The organism is Litoribacter ruber (genome assembly GCF_018500185.1).
Lineage (GTDB): Bacteria > Bacteroidota > Bacteroidia > Cytophagales > Cyclobacteriaceae > Litoribacter > Litoribacter ruber.
In genome coordinates this window covers 25,235-46,773 of the sequence record NZ_JAHBGI010000012.1, presented here as the reverse complement: position 1 = coordinate 46,773, position 21,539 = coordinate 25,235, and the positions used below count along the sequence as shown (strand labels likewise).

Genomic DNA, 21,539 nt, shown 5'->3' with positions numbered 1-21,539 from the left:
TTGAAAATATTTAGGCTACTCAGAGTACAGGAGCTTATTTACAATAGAAAAGAAAGAAGGCTTGCGGCCGCTATCAAAATGATAGTGGGTCGCAAGCCTTTGAACTTATCTCTGTACAAGCTCGCTTTAAAACACGCATCTGCTGCCGAAGATGTAGGCAACGGCGTGAAAGCCTCCAATGAAAGGCTGGAGTTTTTGGGTGATGCCGTACTTGGCACCATTATCGCCGAACATTTATTTTTGAAATTCCCCTACCGTGATGAAGGTTTCCTCACCGAAACCAGGTCAAGAATTGTAAATCGGGAATCGCTCAACCAGATCGGCTTAAAGTTGGGATTAGGAAAAATCGTGGAATCCGAACTTTCCGAAAAGGGCATGTATATGCATAAATCCCTTTTTGGGGATGCTTTAGAGGCTTTGGTGGGTGCGGTTTACCTAGACCGCGGTTATGCTTTTACCAAAGAGTTTGTCTACACCCGGATTTTAACTCACTTTGATATTGAGCATATCATCAGCACCACTATCAATTTCAAGAGTAAGATTATTGAATGGGCCCAGAAAAACAACCATGTGCTGGAGTTCAATCTGGCAGGGGTGCAAGGGAACCAGCGCTTTAAGGAATTTACCGTAAACCTAACCCTCAATCAGGAACAGGTATCCGAGGGGAAAGGCCCAACAAAAAAGAAAGCGGAGCAGGAAGCTGCAAAAACGGCATGCGAAAAGCTCAAACTCTAGCTCTATAGAACTTCTACCCGCAAAATTCGTTTTAAGCCATTAAGATTCTTTAAAATCATTATGCCTCACTTAAAAATCGCGGGAGCCACTGTAAATCAGACTCCCCTGGATTGGAAGGGTAATTTTAACCGGCTAATTGCCGCCATTGAAGATGCCCAGCACCAACAAGTAGATATTCTATGTTTCCCAGAACTCTCCATTACCGGCTATGGAAGTGAGGATTTATTTTTAAGCTATTGGTATCCTGAAAGGGCTCTGGCCTATGTCCACAAACTCATCCCCTACTGTCAGAACATAACCGTTTGTGTCGGCACCCCGGTGCGCATCAATGACAAGGTTTACAACTGTATGGCCGTAATTGAAAACGGCTATCTGAAAGGCCTGGTCGCCAAACAGTTCATGGCCATCGACGGGGTTCACTATGAATTCCGATGGTTTACCCCTTGGCAACATGGGGAAATCAAAACCATTGAGTTTTTTGATGAGGATGTACCCTTGGGGGACATTATTTTTGAGAAAAAAGGGATCAAATATGGTTTTGAAATCTGTGAAGATGCCTGGAGAGGTGGAATGAGGCCTGGCTACAGGCTAAAAGACCGGAAAGTTGACCTGATTTTCAACCCAAGTGCCAGCCACTTTGCCCTGGGGAAAACCGCCCTGCGGGAGGAACTGGCCAAAAGCAGTTCCAAAGAACTCGATGCAGTCTACTGTTACACCAACCTGTTGGGCAATGAAAGTGGCCGGATGATATTTGATGGCGAGATCATGGTGGCCAAAAACGGCAAACTGGTCGAAAAGAACAACCTGCTGAGCTTTAAGGATCACCAGCTTCTCTGTTTCAAATTCCATGAGGAGATAACTGCCTCCATCAAGAAGATTCAAAAACAAATCAAAGAGGAAGAGTTTGCTCAAGCGGTGAGCTTAGCCTTATTCGATTATATGCGCAAAAGCCGCAGCAATGGCTTTGTGCTTTCACTCAGTGGTGGTGCGGATAGCTCTTCTGTTGCCATCTTAGTTTCTGAAATGGTCCGTAGAGGACTTGCCGAATTGGGCACGGATGAATTTCTCAAGAAAATCAATTTTAAAGGTGAGCTTAAAACAGACAACCCACAGAAAGAGCTAGTTGGCCATTTGCTGACCTGTGCTTATCAGGCAAGTGACAATTCGGGCGGGGACACTTTCAAAAGTGCCAAAAATCTGGCTGAAAGCATTGGGGCTACCTTTTACGACTGGCAGATCGGCGAGGAGGTGAAGGGTTTTACTTCAAAAATAGAAAAAGCTATAGGGCGAGAGTTGACTTGGGAAAGGGATGACATAACCCTGCAGAATATTCAGGCCAGAACCCGCTCTCCTATCATATGGATGCTTGCAAATCTAAACAATGCCTTGCTTCTAGCCACCTCAAACAGAAATGAAGGGTCGGTGGGCTACACCACTATGGATGGAGACACAAGCGGAAGCATTTCTCCAATTGCGGCCATTGACAAGCCTTTTATCATCAACTGGTTGAAGTGGGCAGAAAAAGTATTAGGATATAAAGGGCTTCAGTACGTCAATTCACTTCAGCCTACAGCCGAACTCCGCCCCCAGGACAACAAGCAGACGGACGAGGAGGATTTGATGCCCTATGCTGTCATGCTGGAGATCGAAAAACTTGCTCTAAGAGACCATCGGTCACCAAGTGATGTTTACCTGAACTTGAAAGAAGAACTGGATATAGAGCCTAAAAAGCTTAAAGATTACATCACCAAATTTTTCCGATTGTGGTCCCGCAATCAATGGAAGCGGGAGCGCTTGGCACCTGCTTTCCATTTGGATGATTATAATGTAGACCCCAAAACCTGGCTGCGTTTCCCTATCCTTTCCGGAGGGTTTGAGGAAGAATTGGCCGAATTGGCTTCCCTAGAGGAGGAATAATCTTATCTTAGCAAAAAATTAAAACAATGGTCAATAGTATTTTAGATTACATAGTTTGGAGCCCCAACCCGGCCGTTTTTCCTGGCTTTGAGCGGTTGAGGTGGTACAGCTTACTTTTTGCCTTGGGGTTTATCATTTCCCAGCAAATCATGATCTATATTTTCAAAAAAGAAAATCACAATACCGCCCTTGTCGACAAACTTACAATCTACATGGTAGTGGCGACAATTGTGGGCGCTAGACTGGGGCACGTCCTTTTCTATGAACCCGACAAATACCTCAGTAATCCCTTAGACATCTTAAAAGTATGGGAAGGCGGGCTGGCAAGCCATGGAGCGGCCATTGCCATTCTTATAGCCCTTTGGTTGTACGCAAGAAAAACCCCTGGGCAAAGTTATTTGTGGACGGTAGACCGGATCGTGATCGTAGTAGCGCTAACTGGATGTCTAATTCGATTTGGAAACCTGATGAATTCCGAAATCGGCGGAAAGGCTACTGAGAATGATTCTGGGTTTGTTTTCGCTAGAGATGCAGAAGAAACCCTTGCAACTTTAAGGATCCCTGTATTGGACGTGAATGCCTACAGACCGGATAACAGACAGGAGGAATTGTCTGGAAACGGAATTGTCCCATTGAATTTTGACATTGAAATTGCCAAAGGCGGATACGAAGAAAAAGATCTTAGAACAGCGCTGGAAACTGATGTCAAATATGTATTGACCAAATTCAGGAGCTCACAGAAATATTTGGCAGAGGCTCCCGACACACCGCTTAATTACACCCTGCATGACCGAGGCGACCATTATGTGGCTACGATTCAAACCTTTGGTATAGCCAAACATCCAACACAGATTTACGAGGCTATCTCCTATCTGCTTATTTTCATCGGCCTATACATAGGTTGGGTAAAATACAAGAATAGAATTCCTGAAGGGCTTTACCTTGGAATCTTCCTAGTCGCAGTATTTGGAATGAGGTTTATTTGGGAATTCCTTAAGGAAAATCAAGTAGAATTTGAGGAAGGACTAACCTTAAACATGGGTCAGGTACTGAGTATACCTGCCGTATTGGGCGGATTGGCCTTGATCATCCTAGCCATGAGAAAAAAACAAACCTAGTCTTAAGGGACCGGATCATGGCCATGACCGCCAAGCGGGTTGCATCTTGCGATCCGCTTGATGCCAAGCCACCCACCTTTGAAAACCCCATGTTTTAAAATGGCTTCTTTTGTGTACTGGCTGCACGTAGGCGTGTATCGGCACATGGGTGGCAGCAATGGGGAGATGAAGTATTGATAAAACAATACGGGTAAAATCGCAATTTTTTTGAAGATGGTACTCACACAGTTTTAGTTTAGCTGGCTAGAGATGATAGCTTGGGTTTAAAGTCGTTTCCCCTGTTAAATAATTAAACCCACGGCACGTTAATTTGATTCTGGCTTTAGGTATTTAAGTTACAACTGCCTAAGTTAGTTCCTAATTTTGATTTATTAAATACAAAAAGGTCATTTGAAGTTTTACTGGAAATATATCATCCTCTTACTGCTGAGCGTGGCTCCCAATTGTCTTATCGCACAAGACCTGGATTCCCTTGCCATCGACCCCAAGGCCCCGGAGCAGGTGACGGTAAACAATATTTTCATCATTGGAAATGAAAAAACGAGGAAAAGCATCATTTCCAGGGAAATGGATATCCAAAGCAGGACTACCTATGATTGGGAAGAGTTTATTTCCCTCCTGATCGAAGACCAAAAGAAGATTTACAACCTTCAGCTGTTTACTACAGCGGAAGTCACCCCCCTTTTCGTAGAAGATGACCAAGTGGAAATTTTGGTGACCGTAAAAGAGCGGTGGTATGTGATTCCAAGTGTGATTTTCACGCTTGCCGATCGGAACTTCTCCGAATGGTGGGTCAACCAAAACCGGGATTTTTCAAGGGTTAACTATGGGGTAAAACTCAACCATGACAACGTGGGCGGGCGAAATGAAAAGCTAAAGCTATTGGCTCAATTTGGTTTCACGCAGGCTTTTGACCTGATATATTCCAAGCCATATATAGACCGGAACCAACAGCATGGCTTGGCTGCCCAGGTCACCTATTTTACCATGAAAACCATTCCCCTTCGCTCAGTGGACAATAGGCAGGTTTTCTATACCAATGACAATGAGGATGTCTTGAGGCAAAATATTGCTGGAAATATTCGGTACACATATAGGGGCAGTTTTTACAACTTCCACAACATCACGGTAGGCTATAACCAGACCTCTATCCATGAAGATGTTTTGGCCGAAAATCCGGATTTCTTTCAGCATGGGGATAACCAGCTAAGGTTTTTCTCTGCCAGCTATAGCTACCGCCACGACAAGCGGGACAATGTTGCCTATGCTACCGAGGGGCAGGTTTTGAATGTAGGATTGACCCGCTATGGGCTTTTTTCAAATGATGATGTAAACGAGACAGAGTTTTCTCTTATTGCCAACAAATATTTGAGGATCACTCCCAAAATCCATTTTGTGACGGGGGTATCAGGTTCCACCTATTTGAGCCCCCAGCAGCCCTATACCTTGGTAAGGGGTATAGGCTACTTGCCAAACTTTATCCGTGGATATGAATTGAACGTAATTGAGGGCCAGCAAACGGTTGCCCATAAAAACAGTTTACGATATGAGCTATTCAACAAGGCTTATGACCTTTCCAGCTTTGTCCCTGTCGATGCCCTCTCCACCTTCCCAGTGAGGCTTTATTTGAGTGCTAACTTTGACCATGGCCATGTTAAAGACAGAAATAACCTGCCTGAAAATGCCCGATTGACCAATCGGTATCTATACGGTTACGGCTTGGGATTGGACTTGGTGACCTTCTATGATCAGGTTTTCCGCTTTGAATACTCAGTTAACAACCTCGGGTTTGGAAACTTTTTTATAAACTTCAGGGCACCTTTCTAACTTAGTCGTTTATTTTCAATAGGTTATGGTAATTTTATAGTAAATTACTATTCAATTTTTTATCCTCAACTCCTATTTTCATTTTTTATGAGGCATACCGCATGGATGACCCTGTCCTTATGGACTTGCTGTGTAATAGTATCTGTAGCCCAATCAGGGATGGAAACCTATCCATCTGGTGCCCGGAGCATGGGGATGGGCAACTCCCATGTTACGCTGGTGGATGGCTATAGTCTTTTCAACAATATTGGTGCACTGGGTAGGCTGGAGCAATCCCAGGCCTTCTTCGGATTTGATCACCGCCTAAACCTATCTGAACTCTCAACTCTCTCGGCAGGCTTGGCGATGGTAACTACAAAAGGCAACTTGGGAATCAATGTCAGCCATTTCGGAGGACAGCTTTTTAACCAGCAGAATTTGGGACTTGGATTTTCGAATAAGCTGGGGATTGCGAGTTTTGGCGTAAAGGCAAACTACCTGCAGACCAACATTGATGAATTTGGCCGAAGTGGTGTGCCGATTTTTGAATTTGGAGGAGTGGCGGAGCTTTCCCCTCACCTATTCTTTGGAGCCCACATTTACAACTTCACTCGGGCCAAAATGAGCCGCTATACCGATGATACCTTCCCAACCCTCGTGAAAGCAGGCTTGTCAATACGGCCTTCAAATGCCCTAATCTTGAATGTGGAAGCCGAGAAAGATATTTTGCTCCCACCCCAATTTAAGGCCGGGATGGAATATAACATGCAGGAGAAGCTTCAGGGCCGGCTTGGCTTCAACACCAACCCCAACAACCTGTTTTTTGGGATTGGATTCAGGCCTAGAAAATACCACATAGATTATGCCTTAAGCCAAAATTATAAACTCGGCTTCACGCACCATTTCTCATTTAACCTTCTCTTTGGACAATGAGGTGGTGCTGGGCCTTTTTCATTTTCCTTGCAGCATTTCCAATTTTAGCCCAAACTTACAAGCCAAGGGAAATTGATCTGGAGCAGTTTGCAGAGGACCTGTTTGCGTTCCAGGATGAGGAACTGGATTATGAAAACCTCTATGAAGGTCTCCTGCAGCTACTTCTCAACCCAGTCCATTTGAATAAGGTCTCCGCAGAGGAGCTTCAGTCTTTATACATATTAACTCCCCTTCAAATCACGGAATTCATAAATTACAGAAATACTTTTGGCCAATTTTTAACCATTTATGAGCTTCAGGCAATCCCTGAATTTGACTTGGAAACCATTTATAAGTTATTGCCTTTTGTGACGCTTGAAGACCGAGAGCACCAGTTTACTGGCAACCTTTGGAGTCGGATGGCAAGTGATAGAGAGAATTACCTAATGATCCGTCACCGGAGAGTTTGGGAACCCCGCAAGGGTTATTCCCCGCCTGATACCCTTTCCAATGGCAGGTTGACCAACCGCTATTTGGGTGATCCTAACGATTTATATGTAAGGTTTAGGATGCAACATACCAAGGATTTTAGCGTTGGCTTTACGCTGGATAAAGATCCGGGAGAACAATTTACGTGGGACACGCCCACAAATCGCTATGGTTTCAATTTTTTATCTTATCATTTCACCCTCTACAACAAGGGGAAATGGAAAACCTTGGCCTTGGGCGATTATCAGCTGCAGTTTGGACAGGGATTGGTGTTTGGTTCGGGGTTTTCTGTAGGCAAGGGGGCAGAGGCAATCACAACCGTCCGGAGGAGCTCTTTAGGCATCCGGCCCTATACATCAGTGTTGGAATTTGGGTATTTTCGAGGGGCGGCATTTACCCGAAAGGAAGGCCGGTTTGAAATCACTGCCTTGGCCTCCTCCACCCCTAGAGATGGCAATTTGCAGGTAGGTTTGGACACCCTTGAAAGAGAAGAAGCCTACATTTCATCCCTCACGCTGAGCGGCCTTCACCGTACTTCCAATGAAATCGCCCAAAAAGCCCAACTTCGGGAAAACAATATAGGCGGGAATATTCAATACGCGTCACTCAACCGTTCTTTCCAAATGGGTATTAACACGCTATTCACTGAATACAGCCAGCCTTTTCAAAGACAAGAAAGAGTGTATAACGAGTTTGAATTTAGAGGAAAGCAAAATCATATACACAGCTTTTATTTCAATTATAATTATCAAAATTATTTTTTCTTTGGGGAGTCCGCACGATCAAAAAGTGGTGGTATGGGGACAGTACTGGGCTTGATGAGCAGTTTGAGTCCAAAAGTAGACTTATCCCTCCTTTATAGAAATTATGCCAAAAACTTCCATACATTTTACGGAAACGGGTTCGGAGAAGGGAGCCGCCCCATCAATGAAACAGGCTTTTACATAGGTCTCCAGGCAAAGCCTATCCGAAAAGTCACCTGGTCTGGGTATTATGACCAATTCAGGTTTCCATGGCTTAGGTTTCAGGCCTATGCGCCTTCCGAGGGCTATGAATGGCTTCAGCGGATCACATACTCGCCTTCCCGACAGATCTCCATGTTTGTCCAAACTAGGCAAGAGAGTAAAGAAAGAAATCATCGAGCGGCACCGGCAGGTCCTTCCGGCCATATTCTTTCAAGCGCCAAAAGATTCAACTCCACCACAAGCTTAGACATGGTTTTAGACAGGAATTGGAGCATAAAGTCCCGGGTCCAGTTTAGCAGTTATCGTTTTGAGGGACAAAAAACTAAAGGATACACCATTTTGCAGGACTTGACTTTCAAGTCCCAAAAAGCCTCCTTTAGTGGTAGGGTAGCTCTTTTTGATACTGATGATTATGACAACAGGCAGTATGTGTACGAGAAAAATGTACTTTGGGCCTTTTCCATCCCTGCCTATTATGGTCAGGGTATACGCTACTACCTGTTAAGCCAATATAAAATCAGTCCTAAACTTACGGTATGGGGACGACTAGCCCGCACATCTTTTACAGACAGGGATAAAATCAGTTCTGGCCTGCAGGAAATCAACGGCTCAACACTTACCGAAAGTACCTTGCAACTCCGGTATGCTTTTAATAAGTAAGGGAGTTGTCAAAATAGTAGACAACTCCCCTAGTTAATTTTTTAAGGTCTTTTTAACAAATCCCTGATTTCCTCCAACAGCTTTTCTTCACGCGAAGGCGCAGGTGGCGGAGTTGGTTTTGCCTCCTCTTTTTTCTGCAACCTTGCCATAGAGCGGATTATCATAAAAATGATAAAGGCAATAATCAGAAAGTCAACCACCTGCTGAATAAAATTGCCATAATTGAGGGTGACTGCACTGATGGATTCTCCTGCGGGATCAATATAAGCTTCCCGCAGTACTACCATGAGATCTTTAAAGTCCACCCCACCCAGTGCCAATCCGATGGGAGGCATAATGATGTCATTGACCATGGATGTAACTATTCTACCAAAAGCTCCTCCAATAATTACGGCTATAGCCAAATCTACCACATTGCCTCTAAGAGCAAATTCTTTAAACTCTTTGATAAATGTCATAAAAATAATGTTTGGTTAAAAATGAGTCTAACAAATAATAAAACAACTCAATATACTCATTTAAAAACAAATTTCAATAAAACGCAAAAGATCAATCTATACTCAAATTATTTTTACTTAATCTAAATAATCCGAATCGAACTATTTATTTTTGTCGCAACGTTAGAGTAAAAGTTGACCGAAATCCCTATATGAACATTACGGAAACCCACCTTCTCAATAAGCCAGTGGCTAAAAAAATAGCTAAAACCCTTTCCATGCACCAGCACACCAGAGTAGATAACTACTACTGGATGAATGACCGATCCAACCCGGAAGTGATCAACTATCTCAATGAGGAAAACAGCTACTTGGATGCCCAGTTGGCTGATACTTTGGGCTTGCAAGAAAAACTTTTTTTGGAGATGAAAGGACGGGTGAAGGAAGATGATGAGAGTGTTCCTTATTTCAAGGATGGCTATTATTACTACACCAAATATATAAAGGGTGGAGAGTATCCGGTTTTTTGCCGGAAAAAAGAGACATTGGAAGCGGATGAGGAAGTGATTTTGGACCAAAATGTTTTGGCTGAGGACTTTGACTATTTTAATGTGAGTGCTGTAGGTGTGGCCCCAAACCAAAACCTGATGGCCTTTGCTCAGGATATAATCGGGAGGAGAATTTATTCCCTCAGATTTAAAGACCTAAGCACTGGTGATTTTTTGGCTGATGAAATCATTGAAGTTACGGGAAACTTTGTTTGGGCCAATGACAACAAGACTGTTTTTTACTCTAAACAGGATCAAGATACCTTGCGCTCATTTCAGATATATAAGCACACTCTGGGCACTTCCCAAGAGGAGGATGAGTTGGTCTATGAGGAAAAAGATGACACTTTCACCACATTTGTGGCGAAATCAAAATCCAAAGAATACATCTTTATAGGATCTCAAAGCACTGTATCTTCCGAGTACAGGTTTATTGATGCCAATGACCCCCATGGACTTATCCATTTGGTGCAAAAGAGAAAAAGAGATTTGGAATATGAAGTGGAACATTTCAACGGCCATTTTCTGATTCTAAACAACCATCAGGCTACAAACTTCAAGCTTGACAAGGCTCCTGTAGACCAACCATCCATCGAAAATTGGGTAGAGATTATCCCCCATCGTGAGGATGTCCTTTTGGAGGGATTTGAGGTTTTCAAAAACCACTTGGTGCTTGAAGAAAGAAACAACGGCCTTTCGCGCATACAGATCCGCCATATGCGAAATGGGTCCAACCATTTCATTGAGATTGATGAAGAAACTTACACCATCTGGATAGGGCACAATCCCGAGTTTGACACCCACATCTTGAGATTTGGTTATAATTCACTCACTACCCCAGCCTCCACGTTTGATTATGACATGGAGAGTCGTGAAAGGTACTTGCTCAAGCAGCAGGAAGTTTTGGGAGGTTTTGAGCAAAGCGATTACGAAGCGAAAAGGGAATGGGCAACTGCCGTGGACGGAACCCAAATTCCTATTTCAATTGTCTACAAAAAAGATCTTTTCAAACAAAACGGGCAAAACCCTTTGCTACAATATGCCTATGGTTCATATGGGTACAGTACTGATCCAGTATTTAGTTCCAGCAGGCTGAGCTTGTTGGACAGAGGATTTGTATTTGCTATTTCCCATATCAGAGGCGGTCAGGAAATGGGCCGAAACTGGTATGAAACCGGCAAAATGCTCCAAAAGAAAAATACCTTTCAGGACTTTGTCGACTGCTCTGAGTTTTTGATCCAGGCAAAATACACTTCCCCGCAGAACCTCTATGCGATGGGAGGCAGCGCAGGAGGCCTTCTGATGGGCGCTGTGATGAATATGCGTCCTGAGCTATATCATGGGATCATTGCAGCCGTTCCCTTTGTGGACGTGGTCACTACCATGTTAGACGAGAGTATTCCATTGACCACTGGGGAGTTTGACGAGTGGGGTAATCCAAAAAATAAGGAGTATTATGACTATATGCTCTCCTACTCTCCCTACGACAACATTGAGGCTAAAGACTATCCCCACTTATTGATCACTTCTGGCCTACATGACAGCCAGGTTCAATATTGGGAGCCCACCAAATGGGCCGCGAAGCTTCGGGAGTTGAAAACCGATGATAACCTGCTTCTCCTTTACACCAATATGGATGCCGGCCACGGAGGTGCCTCAGGAAGATTCAACAGCCTCAAAGAATTGGCCATGGAGTATGCATTTATTCTAAAATTGGCCAACATCAAGGACTGATCAAAAGCTTATTCCTAAAACCAAAAAAGCCCCAAGTATTGCTACTTGGGGCTTTTTGGGTTAAAGTAAAAGGATTGTTATGCGATGGCTTCTTGTCTCTTTGGGCTATAATCCTTGGTCAGGTAATAGATAAAACCAGCCTGAGGAACAACTAGCAAAAGAACTGTGGGTACAAGAGAAGAAGCGGTGAATCCGAACTCCATGCCCAACATCTTGGTGGCAGCAAAGATAGCTACGACAGTTACTAGTGCGTAAAAATTAACCAGAGCAATTTTCTTAAAGTTTTTCATAGTATGGTACGTTAATGTTTTAAAAAGATTCTTATTTAGGGTATCAAATCCTGGGTGATATTCCCATTTGGTTTTGATTACGACACTAATATGAAACAAAAATTTTTATTTCCAAAACACCAAAAACCCAAAACAATCAACCTAATACTGACACAATTCACCAACTATTGTTACATAAATTTATTTTTGTAACACACCAAAACTTTATTGCATTTCACCCCAAAAATCTTTTGAAAAAAATTTTGAGATTTTTTGATTTTTTTTTGATCAAATTTTAAACTGCTGAAAATCACCCTTAATTCGACCTATCCCTCCCCAGTGACACCTGAATATCATCAGGGGTACCTTTCATGTTGATATTAAGAAAACGGACGCGGCGGTCTTCGTTGCGGTAGACAATATCGTCGATTTGCTCAGGGTCCACTTCTTCTTTGCGTTTGCCGCCAAAAAGGGACCTGAAGCCAACTTGGGTCACCAAGCCAAGCGGAATCCGCAAAAAATAATCCATGCTGAGGTCAAGGCTTTGTTTACCTGACAACTCTATGAAACCAAGGCTGGAGTTGATGTTCATCTTGGGGATAGACAGGACTCCTTCTTTTAGGTCCATCGCATTTTCCAAGGTATCGAACCTGACCATATTGAGATTCTTATCCTTAAAATAATCAGATAAAGCATGCAGGGGTGCAAAGTTATTGATGCTACCCTCATAAATTCTCAGGTCCATATGGGCCTCGCTCTTTTCCAGAATAGGTGTAAAATCAGGATGTACAAGAAAATTGCTGGTGATGGTCCCGCTGACTTTTCCGTGAATATTTTCATTGATGAAATAATCCTGTCCAAAATTTTCAAACTTGATCAGCAATTTATCAAGGTCAAGCCTTTCCGCCTGCAAGGTACTGTTGAAGTATATATTTTTAGGATCTGAACCATTGAAGTATCCTTTCATACCAAGCCAGCCCTCTGCTACATTCACTCCTAGTGTATCCAAGTACATGAAGTGATCTTCTTGGATTCTGCCTTTCACTTTAAAGTTATCCAACCAGTAGGTGTGGTAATTCAATTTTCCAATTTCAGCCTGAAACTTCATGTCGGTAAAAGGCAAATCAAAGATATTAAAGGCATCCTCATGGGAAGTGTCGGCTTGAATATCATAATTCATCAGAGCATCGAGATCCAGCGCCTTTGCGACAAACCTAAAGTGATTATCCCTCTTTCGGATGGTACTGTCCTCCCCGAGGTAGTAAGCCAAGTCAATTTTGAAATCACTTGCTCCCATTTTGCCTTCAAAGCCCTCCACCAAAAGATGCTCATCCTCATAATGCACCCTGCCTTTGAAATTTTCAAACTTCAAAGGGTGGACATTCATTTTGCCCTGGAAGCCCGAAAGGTAAAAATCCAGCGAATGGAAAACCGAATCATAGTGCAAGTCCAAAAGCCCATGCGCTTTTACGCCTCTCAACTCTTCGTTTCTATAATCTTCAGGCAGGTAATTTTGGCCATCATAGGAAAGCAGGTCTGCGAGCTGAAGGTAATCCGAATGGAAATCAAATTCAAACTTGGTGTCCCCTTTTTTGACCTCCTGAAACCATTTCCTGTAGTTGTCAAGCTTTCCTGTGAAATGGAAATCACTTTTATCAATGAACCCAGAGAAATCTTTTAGCAAAAACGAGCTATCGGTGATAATCAAGTCCGCATGAAAATCATGAAGGGCATGGCTATAGTTTTTCAATTTTGCATGGAAATCCTTGATGAAAAACTCACCCTTTGGAAGGTGCTCAAAGTTCCAAAGGTCCTTGGCATTTGCCTCAAAGGCCAATTTGATTTCAAAATCATCAATCACCTCATCAGTGATGGCAAGTAGTGCTGAATCAAATGAAAGCAGCTCAGGAAAGTCAATTTTCTTGGAGTTGGCATTCAATTCCAAGTTTACTATCTGATCATATTGGTGAAACAGGGCTGGGAAATCACTTAGTCCCATGGTAAATTTGAAATCGGACCCGGCGATGTTAAATGAAAGGTTATCCATCTCGATTTTGCCGTCACGCATCACGGCATGGCCATTGGCGTTTCGGATTGGATGGGGGTAATCAGGAATGTTAAAGCTTAGGTTTTTGATGGTCAACTCACTGTCAATACCCTGCTTTAGTTGGGCCAGGTTTTCACCCGGTAGCTCTAGGTCAATCAACTCGTCAAAGTCCATATCCAGAAGCACTTGTCCTTTGATCCTCTCAAGTCCTTCCACTTGTAGAAATTGGCCGATAAACTCCAGGTCAAGATCAGCATGCAAGTTGACTTTGATAAAAGGATCTTTGAAGTTTTTAACAATCATTTTACCTTCAAAGATGCCCTCCTCAGGTCTCGCTGTAAACCTCTGTAGCCTTAACTCAGAGCTTTCCAAGGTTCTCTCTTTTCCATTGGTGAAATAACCCGCAAAGGCCAAATCATCCACTTTTTTGTTCATTTCAGTATTGAGGAAATAGGCGTTATCGGCGCCAAATTCAACCGATACGGCCGGGATATTTCCGTTTGCAGACTTGCCTTTGACACTGCCCAGAAAATAAATCTGACCTTCATTCCTATAGCGTTTGAGAGCCTCCCCTATTTCCGCAGGCGCAAATGCAGCGAAAATATTAAAATCGGGTTTTTCACCATAAAACTTGAGGTCCATGTCCATATCATCATCCATGTCCACCAACCCCTCCAAAGAAAACAGCGCCTGTTCCAACATCACCTGACTTTTTAGAACGGTGACCAATTCCTCAGTCATATCATAGTCCAAGTGGAGATCAATATCCAGATGTTTGTTGGCAAAAAATGTAGGTTGCCCATTTTCTACAATATCCAATAGGAAATCAGATGCCAAATCTATGTAGAAGTGGTCAGCACTATACTTCAGTTTGGTATCTACCGATTTGATATGAGCCAAGATTACCTGAGCGGAAGAAAGGTCTTTATAAGAGATTTCAAAACCATCAATTTTTAAGGACTCCAACTCAACTTGTCCATTGAAGGCCTCATTGGTTTCCGGCTCAGCATCTTCTCCCAACCCTTTTGCCAAAAGCAAATTGATATCTCCGTTTTCATATCTGACCACATCCAGATGCCCATTTTTAACCTTTATACTCTTGACGCTATAATTGCCCGCTAGGATATCTTTGATGTCAAAACCCACATACACATCGCTAGCCGTATATAGCGGGCGGGTGTCCATTGCTTTGTTTTCATAAAACGCCACTTCCTCCAAGTCGATGGAGATATAGGGAAAATTCGCAAAGGGAGAAATGTGGCTTCCCTTAATAGTCAACTCCCCGTCAAAACTTTCATTGACAGTGATTAGAGCTCGTTGGACTATTTTTTGTTGATTATAATATACTGCGGCGATCGTGCCGGCAAGCAGCAGCACTGGCACCAAGATGATGGCCAGTATGATGATGATTATTTTCTTACTCATGGTATTTACCCTTCCCCCAAAATGTTAACGTAAATTAGTGGAGATAGATTTTTTTTACCAAAATTAAGAACTACAATTAAAGAATAGGGTTAGAATTTTAGAAATCAGTAATTTTTACAGATTTTTAAGAAAAGAAACGACCTCAACCAAACCTAATAGACCTACTATATGCTTGATTTTCAGATTAAAAACCCAACTTTGATATTAGATGAGGCCATTTGTCGAAGAAATTTGAAAAAGATGGCTGTGAAAGCTAAATCTCTAAACCTCAAACTCGCACCTCATTTTAAAACCCACCAATCTTTAAAAGTGGCAGAGTGGTGCAAAGACTATGAAATTGATGAAATTTCGGTCTCATCCTTTCGAATGGCATTTTATTTTAGAGATAGGGGCTTTAAAAACATTCATATTGCTTTCCCCTTCAACCCACTCCTCATCGAAGATCTATCCTTGATGCAGGGGCAGCCCGTTTCTATCCAATTGGTAAATGAGGAAGTAGCAAGGCTGGTATCCCAAAAAGTAGAAAGGTCCATCGGGTTTTTCATTGAAATTGACGCTGGATACGGTCGGACCGGAGTGCCAGTAGAAAACTTTGAGGTAATTGACAACATCCTGAGGGTCATCGCTGAGAATAAAAACATGAATTTTAAAGGTTTTTATATCCATGCAGGCCACACCTATCACGCTAACTTGGAGGGAATCAAAAAGATTCACAAAGAAAACCAAGAGGCGTTTCGAGTTCTGAAGGCCAAATACCAAAGTCAATATCCCGAATTGGTGTGCAGGTCAGGGGACACTCCAAGTGCTTCACTGATGGAAAACTTTGACCATATTGATGAGTTGGGACCTGGAAATTTTGTCTTTTACGACCTTACCCAAGCAGCAATCGGCAGCTGCAACAAAGAGGACATAGCGGTAGCGCTGGCTTCACCTGTGGTGGATGTGAAAGTTGGCAAGAATGAAATATTGATACACGGTGGCGGGGTCCACTTGTCCAAAGATGTGCTCAATGATAATGAGGTTAAAAATTTCGGGGAAGTAGTACTGTTTGAAAAAGATAAATGGATAATTCCAGCCGAAAGGGCATTCCTGAAAAGCATTTCCCAAGAACATGGGCTCATCCATGCTCCCGACGCATTGATGGAGCGGATAAAAATAGGTGATGTGATTGGTATTCTACCCATCCACAGCTGCATGACAGCGGATTGCATGAGAAGCTACAGGACCTTGGACAATGACCTGATCGACCATTTGGAGGGTACAATGAAATAGAAAAATTGATAATAAAAAAAGGCTTTCAGTGATTGAAAGCCTTTTTTTTCATTTATCTAGACGCGGTAGTGCGCTCGGCTGTTGGAGTATTACCTTTCACCAATTTGCCATCCTCAATTTGTTTACTGACTATAAAATAAGGTCCGCTTATAATCTTCTGACCTTCTTCTAGGCCTTCAATAATTTCAATGTTATCAAAATCTGAAATACCCGTGGTGACTTCTACCCTCTTGGCCCTGTCGCCATCTTTTACAAACACAAGTTCCTTCAGTCTACCGTCGGTTCCTTCTCTCACTTGGCCTTCTCTAGTAGTGACTGCTGCAAGAGGCACAGCTAATACATTTTGCTTTTTGTTGGTAATGATTTCCACACTGGCTGTCATTCCAGGACGGAAAGGATACCTGTTCTTTTCGGAAATCAAGTCCTGATAGGACTCATTCAAAATCCTGATACGAACCTCAAATTCGGTGACGGCATCCTGATTGGCTTTTTCGTTTGCAGAATTGGCAATTGAGGTAACTACCCCTGTAAACTTCTTGTTGCTGTAAGAATAGGAATCCACATCTATAATAGTGGTATCGCCCAAGGAAAGCCGAACAATATCATTTTCATTCACATTTACCCTCACTTCCATTTGGGAAAGGTCGGCCAATCTCAACATTTCCGTACCGGCCATTTGCTGCGTACCTACCACACGTTCCCCTTTTTCAACCAACAACTTGGAAACTATTCCATTCATCGGGGAATACACATTGGTCAAGCGCAGGTTTTCCGCTGCTTCATCCACAGTCGCCTGGGCACTTTTCACGATGTACTCGGCTGCAATCACATTTTGCTGAGCAGCTTCCAAGTCATTTTTGGCAGAAAGAAAATCAGCATTGGCCTGCTCAAAATCCGAATCCGAAATCACTTTATCTTTATAAAGCTTCTCATTTCTTTTAAACTCCAGTTCCGCCCTATTAAATACAGCCTCAGCTCTCTTCAGCTGGGCTCTAGCTTGGCTTAAATTGGCCTTGTTTTGATTCAAGTTGGCCTCACTTCTACCCAGGGCAGAAATCAGGTTGTCAGGGCGGATCTTCACCAAAAGGTCATTTACACGCACCGAATCTCCTTCTTTGACATTTAGGTTAATAATCTCACCAGCCACGTCTGGGCTAAGTTTCACCTCAATCTCAGGCTGGACCACCCCTGAGGCACTTACTTTTTCAATGATAGTCTTTCGGTTTGCCTCGGCCACCTCGACTTCAAGTTCCTTTTCTCCACCAATCCACCCGGCTGATCTGCCGATGATGATAAAAAGTAACAATACGCCCACTACCCCGAGTAGGATGAATATCAATTTATTGGATTTCTTTTTCTTTGCCATGGTATTATAATGAAATGGGATTGCCTAAGTAAAAATCCAGGACTTTCACCCGGAAAATGTATTCGTATTTTGCATTGATCAAATCTGCTTGCGCATTGAACAGATTGTTCTGGGCAATCTGGAAATCAACGGCATTGATACCGCCTACGTCATACCGCTGCTGGGACATGCGGAAGGCTTCTTCAAGGGAACTCACCCTTCTCTGGGAGCTTCGGTAAGCCTGGCGGGAGGCCATGGCATTTGTGAAAGCTGTTTCGATATCCTGGCGTAACTGGTTCTGGGTTTCCACTTGCTGAAGCTCGCTCATTCTGCGCTGCACTCGGGCACGCTGAAGGTTGGCCCTGTTCCGGAAATTAGAGAATACCGGAATATTTAAATTTAACGTAACCTGCTGGGCTAGGTTATTTTCAATCTGCTGAAAAAACGGATTGATTTCAAAATTTGGCAGGGAAGGCTGATCAATATAGTTGGAGAATACATTTCCTCCCAAAGACAAGGTTGGATAAAAGCCTCCTTTTGCGGCCTTAACACCGAATTCCGATGCCTCAACCCCCAGCCCTGCTGCCCTTACCTGTGGCATGGTTTCCAAGGCAATGGCAAAGATTTGGTTGACATCCGTTTCGGCTAAATTATAGTCTTCTGCTTCCAGATCTGGAAAGCTGATATCAAATTCATTTGAGAATGGCACCTGAAGCATCTGAGCCAAATTCAGACGTGCCAATCGAAGGTTGTTTGAGGCATTGATTACCTCAAGCTCACTTGTGGCAGTCTGGGCTTCGATATCCAGTCTTTCCGCAGTTGGCAAAGAACCTGCCTCCACTAGTCTGGTCGTCCTGTCACGTTGCTCAGCTACAGTTTTCAGTTGACTTTGGGCAATGTTCAATTGCTCTTTGGCAAAAACCACATTGACAAAGAGATTGATCACCGTTAAGGTGATATCATTGCGGCTTGCCTCCACATCAAATTGACTTGCTTCCACATTGGTCAAGGCCTGGTTGATACTGTTTTGGATCTGCCTACCGGCGAATAAAGTCACGTTAGAATTTGCTACCATATTAACCGCCCCGATTCTTCTGGTCTCGAAGAGGTTGGTCACTGGGTTAATATTTCGACCCCATCTGATTTGGGGCGCAAACCCAAAACTAAAAGATGGTAAAACATTCCCGCGGGCCTCCAACAGGGCTGCCTCTGTATTGGCCAAATTGAGCTCGGTCCGCTGTAGGTTGATATTGTTCTCGAGAGCAATCTCGATACACTCCTGCAGGGTCAGGTCCGTAACTTGGTAGTCTTGGGCTCTAAGTTGACCGGCTAACAGAAGTAAACTAAACAAAAAGTAAACTTTCTTCATACTATAAATCTATGTCTGGGATATAAATCAGTTCCTTGATCCAAGGAAGGCTTTTCAAATATTCGATCGTGATGGGTTGAAGGCCAGAATCCATCTCGATCACATGACAGGCAATGTCATTTTTACCTTTTCGGGATACGGACATGGTGGCGATATTGGTTTTTTCTTGGGCAATTACGCTGGAAATAAAGGCAATTGCACCAGAGACATCCTGGGCCTTGATAATAAGAGTGTGCGCTTGGGCAGAAAAGTCGGCATTAAAACCATCTACTTTAGAAATATTGATCAGCCCTCCTCCCAAGCTCTCACCAATCACCTCTACTTTTTTGGTCCCTTTGGTCAGGTTAACTTTTACAGTATTGGGATGGTAAACAGATGCATTTCCAATAGATTTGAAAGAATATTGCAAGCCCTTTTCTTTGGCTACCTCAAAGGCAGTCTTGATTCTATCATCATCTGTCTTCATGTCCAGCAAGCCTCCAATTATGGCCCTGTCGCTGCCATGGCCTTCATAAGTTCTGGCAAAAGAATTGTAGAAAGTTATCAGGGCTTCATCGGGTATACCGCCCAACACACGGATAGCCGCACGCCCGATCCGAACCACACCTGCCGTATGGGATGAAGATGGGCCTATCATCACTGGTCCAATCATATCGAATACACTACTTTTTCCTGCCATTTGGGTACAAATTTTACTATAACTGTGCTAATCTAGCAACTATTTTTCAATTAAATGATTAATATTCAATTAATGGTCTTATATAAATATTAGAGCTAGGTTATTTATAATTATTTAACGTTAGCTTTATAACACAAATTCAAATTTCGCACGATAATGAACATCCACCTGTCCGATAACGAGACATGTTTTTTATTTAAATCCAAAAATGGCCAGTTTGACGCCAGCCCCTCACAGCTAGCGAACCGTGCCTATCTTTATGGAGATGGGATATTTGAAACGATGATTTTTACAGGAGCGGAAATCAGATTTGGAAAGCAACATATTTCCCGTGCGTTCAAAGGTTGTACAACTTTAAATATTGAACTGAATGTAGAGCAGGCCTTCCAAGATGTGGAGCAATATCTGAAAGAAAAATTTCCGGGTAAAATTCTAAGGGTAAGGTGGAACATTTATCGTGATAGTGTGGGGAAATACACCCCAGTGAGCCATCATGCCAGCGAATCCCTGATACTTGAGGCCTTTACTTATACCCCACCACAGCAGAAATCAGCTTTTATCAACAAACAGTTTGTTGTTCCAAATCTCCCTTGGAGCAATTGTAAGACGCTTAATGCTTTGGTATACGTGCAGGCGGGCATTTCCAGAAAAAAAGCAGGAATGGATGAAGTAATCCTACTTGAGGCAAAAGGAAACGTCTGTGAGGCCGGAGCATCAAATCTATTTTGGAAAAAAGACGGTGTATTCTATTCCCCATGCCTCACTTCCTCCTGCATCGAAGGAGTAGGAAGAACAGTGGTGATGGAAAAGTTGCAAAAAAAGGGGTACTCTGTAGTGGAAGGAGAATTCAAACCTTCAGAAATAATGAAAGCCGATCTAGTTTTTACGACCAACGTAACTGGCATACATTATATAGAAAAAATCAACTCGACCGAATTCAACATCGAACCGATCGAGTTTATAGAAACTCTTTTTGTGATTTAAACAGCCACTGGGGCTTTTATATGCGGATGAGGATCATAATTCTCCAGTTCGAAATCCTCAAATTTAAATCCAAAGATATCCTTCACCTCAGGGTTGATTTTCATCACCGGTAAAGGCCTGCATTCTCTGCTGAGCTGCAAATTCGCCTGCTCTAGGTGATTGCTGTAAAGGTGGGCATCGCCAAATGTATGAATAAACTCCCCTGGCTGGAGGTCGCAAACTTGGGCAATCATCATTACCATCAATGCATAACTGGCGATATTAAAAGGTACCCCCAAAAACACGTCAGCACTTCTTTGGTAAAGTTGGCAGGAGAGCTTGCCCTCAGCCACGTAAAACTGAAACAGCAAGTGGCAAGGCGGCAATGCCATCTGGTCCACATCTGCCACATTCCAGGCACTTACGATCAACCGCCTGGAATCTGGGTTATTCTTGATCTGCTGGATCAGATTTTTGATCTGGTCGATCTCCCCTCCCTGTCCATCAGGCCAATGCCTCCATTGGTAGCCGTAGACAGGCCCTAAATCCCCATTTTCATCAGCCCATTCATCCCAAATTGACACCTTGTTGTCTTTAAGATATTTGATGTTGGTATCACCATTCAAAAACCAAAGCAATTCATGGATAATGGATCGCAGGTGACATTTTTTGGTGGTCACCAGCGGGAATCCTTCCTGTAGGTCAAACCGCATTTGATAGCCAAACACACTCAAGGTTCCTGTACCTGTACGGTCACCTTTTTGGACGCCATTGTCCAAAATGTGCTGAAGTAATTGGTGATATTGTTTCATATTGGAATGGGATTTTTCACGACTTAGCTGAACCGCA

Annotated in this window: 17 protein-coding genes; 9 read left to right on the top strand and 8 right to left on the bottom strand. The window is 43.1% G+C overall.

The features are described 5' to 3' along the window. The 3 genes from rnc to KIH41_RS15030 are packed head-to-tail and all read left to right on the top strand — an operon-like array spanning position 1 to position 3,770. Positions 1–735, top strand: coding sequence for a ribonuclease III (gene rnc / locus KIH41_RS15040; protein ID WP_246535394.1), 735 nt, complete (start codon positions 1–3; stop codon positions 733–735). Positions 736–795: 60 nt separating this feature from the next. Further along, positions 796–2,652, top strand: a complete 1,857-nt coding sequence (gene nadE, locus KIH41_RS15035; RefSeq protein ID WP_214162907.1) for an NAD(+) synthase — start codon at positions 796–798, stop codon at positions 2,650–2,652. 26 nt (positions 2,653–2,678) lie between these two features. Continuing rightward, positions 2,679–3,770 (top strand): prolipoprotein diacylglyceryl transferase, encoded by a 1,092-nt coding sequence (locus KIH41_RS15030; protein WP_214162906.1) that lies wholly within the window; start codon positions 2,679–2,681, stop codon positions 3,768–3,770. 2 nt (positions 3,771–3,772) lie between these two features. Here the strand turns inward: KIH41_RS15030 and yidD are convergent, their stop codons facing one another. Next, positions 3,773–3,994: a membrane protein insertion efficiency factor YidD gene (yidD, locus tag KIH41_RS15025; RefSeq protein WP_213945675.1), complete on the bottom strand. Its 222-nt coding sequence runs from the start codon at positions 3,992–3,994 to the stop codon at positions 3,773–3,775. Positions 3,995–4,160: 166 nt separating this feature from the next. Here yidD and KIH41_RS15020 point away from each other — a divergent pair, with 166 nt between their 5' ends. From KIH41_RS15020 to KIH41_RS15010, 3 genes are all read left to right on the top strand, one after another. Continuing rightward, the gene (locus KIH41_RS15020; RefSeq protein ID WP_246539158.1) at positions 4,161–5,597 is read left to right on the top strand and encodes a BamA/TamA family outer membrane protein; all 1,437 of its coding nucleotides are present in this window, start codon (positions 4,161–4,163) and stop codon (positions 5,595–5,597) included. Positions 5,598–5,684: 87 nt separating this feature from the next. Continuing rightward, positions 5,685–6,509 (top strand): PorV/PorQ family protein, encoded by an 825-nt coding sequence (locus tag KIH41_RS15015; protein ID WP_246539157.1) that lies wholly within the window; start codon positions 5,685–5,687, stop codon positions 6,507–6,509. Next, a complete protein-coding gene (locus KIH41_RS15010) occupies positions 6,506–8,602 on the top strand; it encodes a ComEA family DNA-binding protein (protein ID WP_214162905.1) in 2,097 nt (698 codons plus the stop codon). The genes KIH41_RS15015 and KIH41_RS15010 overlap by 4 nt, the downstream gene beginning before the upstream one ends. A 41-nt stretch (positions 8,603–8,643) precedes the next feature. Here the strand turns inward: KIH41_RS15010 and mscL are convergent, their stop codons facing one another. After that, entirely contained in the window at positions 8,644–9,060 is a 417-nt protein-coding gene (gene mscL / locus KIH41_RS15005) for a large-conductance mechanosensitive channel protein MscL (protein ID WP_214162904.1), read from the bottom strand. 191 nt (positions 9,061–9,251) lie between these two features. Between mscL and KIH41_RS15000 the strand changes: the two genes are divergently transcribed. Continuing rightward, positions 9,252–11,321: a S9 family peptidase gene (locus KIH41_RS15000; RefSeq protein ID WP_214162903.1), complete on the top strand. Its 2,070-nt coding sequence runs from the start codon at positions 9,252–9,254 to the stop codon at positions 11,319–11,321. Between the two features lie 77 nt (positions 11,322–11,398). Here KIH41_RS15000 and KIH41_RS14995 read toward each other — a convergent pair whose 3' ends face one another. Then, positions 11,399–11,611 (bottom strand): hypothetical protein, encoded by a 213-nt coding sequence (locus tag KIH41_RS14995; protein WP_213945679.1) that lies wholly within the window; start codon positions 11,609–11,611, stop codon positions 11,399–11,401. A 295-nt stretch (positions 11,612–11,906) separates the two neighbouring features. Beyond that, the gene (locus tag KIH41_RS14990; protein ID WP_213945680.1) at positions 11,907–15,062 is read right to left on the bottom strand and encodes an AsmA-like C-terminal region-containing protein; all 3,156 of its coding nucleotides are present in this window, start codon (positions 15,060–15,062) and stop codon (positions 11,907–11,909) included. 168 nt (positions 15,063–15,230) lie between these two features. Here KIH41_RS14990 and KIH41_RS14985 point away from each other — a divergent pair, with 168 nt between their 5' ends. Next, positions 15,231–16,334: an alanine racemase gene (locus tag KIH41_RS14985; protein ID WP_213945681.1), complete on the top strand. Its 1,104-nt coding sequence runs from the start codon at positions 15,231–15,233 to the stop codon at positions 16,332–16,334. A gap of 52 nt (positions 16,335–16,386) precedes the next feature. On the opposite strand, the gene KIH41_RS14980 is transcribed toward KIH41_RS14985, so the two are convergent. From KIH41_RS14980 to sdaAB, 3 genes are read right to left on the bottom strand one after another with little or no spacing between them, the layout of a single operon-like run. Further along, the gene (locus tag KIH41_RS14980) at positions 16,387–17,700 is read right to left on the bottom strand and encodes an efflux RND transporter periplasmic adaptor subunit (protein WP_213945682.1); all 1,314 of its coding nucleotides are present in this window, start codon (positions 17,698–17,700) and stop codon (positions 16,387–16,389) included. A gap of 4 nt (positions 17,701–17,704) precedes the next feature. Next, entirely contained in the window at positions 17,705–19,048 is a 1,344-nt protein-coding gene (locus tag KIH41_RS14975) for a TolC family protein (protein ID WP_214162902.1), read from the bottom strand. A gap of 1 nt (position 19,049) precedes the next feature. Beyond that, on the bottom strand, positions 19,050–19,727 hold the full coding sequence (gene sdaAB, locus KIH41_RS14970; RefSeq protein ID WP_213945684.1) for an L-serine ammonia-lyase, iron-sulfur-dependent subunit beta: 678 nt from the start codon (positions 19,725–19,727) through the stop codon (positions 19,050–19,052). A 156-nt stretch (positions 19,728–19,883) separates the two neighbouring features. On the opposite strand from sdaAB, the gene KIH41_RS14965 reads away from it, so the two are divergent. After that, entirely contained in the window at positions 19,884–20,711 is an 828-nt protein-coding gene (locus KIH41_RS14965) for an aminotransferase class IV (protein WP_214162901.1), read from the top strand. Here the strand turns inward: KIH41_RS14965 and KIH41_RS14960 are convergent. Then, positions 20,708–21,502: a thymidylate synthase gene (locus KIH41_RS14960; protein WP_214162900.1), complete on the bottom strand. Its 795-nt coding sequence runs from the start codon at positions 21,500–21,502 to the stop codon at positions 20,708–20,710. The genes KIH41_RS14965 and KIH41_RS14960 overlap by 4 nt on opposite strands. Positions 21,503–21,539: the final 37 nt, after the last annotated feature.

Coding starts and splice junctions, on each gene's coding strand:
- nadE (WP_214162907.1), top strand. CDS start 796: ATGCCTCACTTAAAAATCGCGGGAGCCACTGTAAATCAGACTCCCCTG.
- KIH41_RS15030 (WP_214162906.1), top strand. CDS start 2,679: ATGGTCAATAGTATTTTAGATTACATAGTTTGGAGCCCCAACCCGGCC.
- KIH41_RS15015 (WP_246539157.1), top strand. CDS start 5,685: ATGAGGCATACCGCATGGATGACCCTGTCCTTATGGACTTGCTGTGTA.
- KIH41_RS15010 (WP_214162905.1), top strand. CDS start 6,506: ATGAGGTGGTGCTGGGCCTTTTTCATTTTCCTTGCAGCATTTCCAATT.
- mscL (WP_214162904.1), bottom strand. CDS start 9,060: ATGACATTTATCAAAGAGTTTAAAGAATTTGCTCTTAGAGGCAATGTG.
- KIH41_RS15000 (WP_214162903.1), top strand. CDS start 9,252: ATGAACATTACGGAAACCCACCTTCTCAATAAGCCAGTGGCTAAAAAA.
- KIH41_RS14995 (WP_213945679.1), bottom strand. CDS start 11,611: ATGAAAAACTTTAAGAAAATTGCTCTGGTTAATTTTTACGCACTAGTA.
- KIH41_RS14990 (WP_213945680.1), bottom strand. CDS start 15,062: ATGAGTAAGAAAATAATCATCATCATACTGGCCATCATCTTGGTGCCA.
- KIH41_RS14985 (WP_213945681.1), top strand. CDS start 15,231: ATGCTTGATTTTCAGATTAAAAACCCAACTTTGATATTAGATGAGGCC.
- KIH41_RS14980 (WP_213945682.1), bottom strand. CDS start 17,700: ATGGCAAAGAAAAAGAAATCCAATAAATTGATATTCATCCTACTCGGG.
- KIH41_RS14975 (WP_214162902.1), bottom strand. CDS start 19,048: ATGAAGAAAGTTTACTTTTTGTTTAGTTTACTTCTGTTAGCCGGTCAA.
- sdaAB (WP_213945684.1), bottom strand. CDS start 19,727: ATGGCAGGAAAAAGTAGTGTATTCGATATGATTGGACCAGTGATGATA.
- KIH41_RS14965 (WP_214162901.1), top strand. CDS start 19,884: ATGAACATCCACCTGTCCGATAACGAGACATGTTTTTTATTTAAATCC.
- KIH41_RS14960 (WP_214162900.1), bottom strand. CDS start 21,502: ATGAAACAATATCACCAATTACTTCAGCACATTTTGGACAATGGCGTC.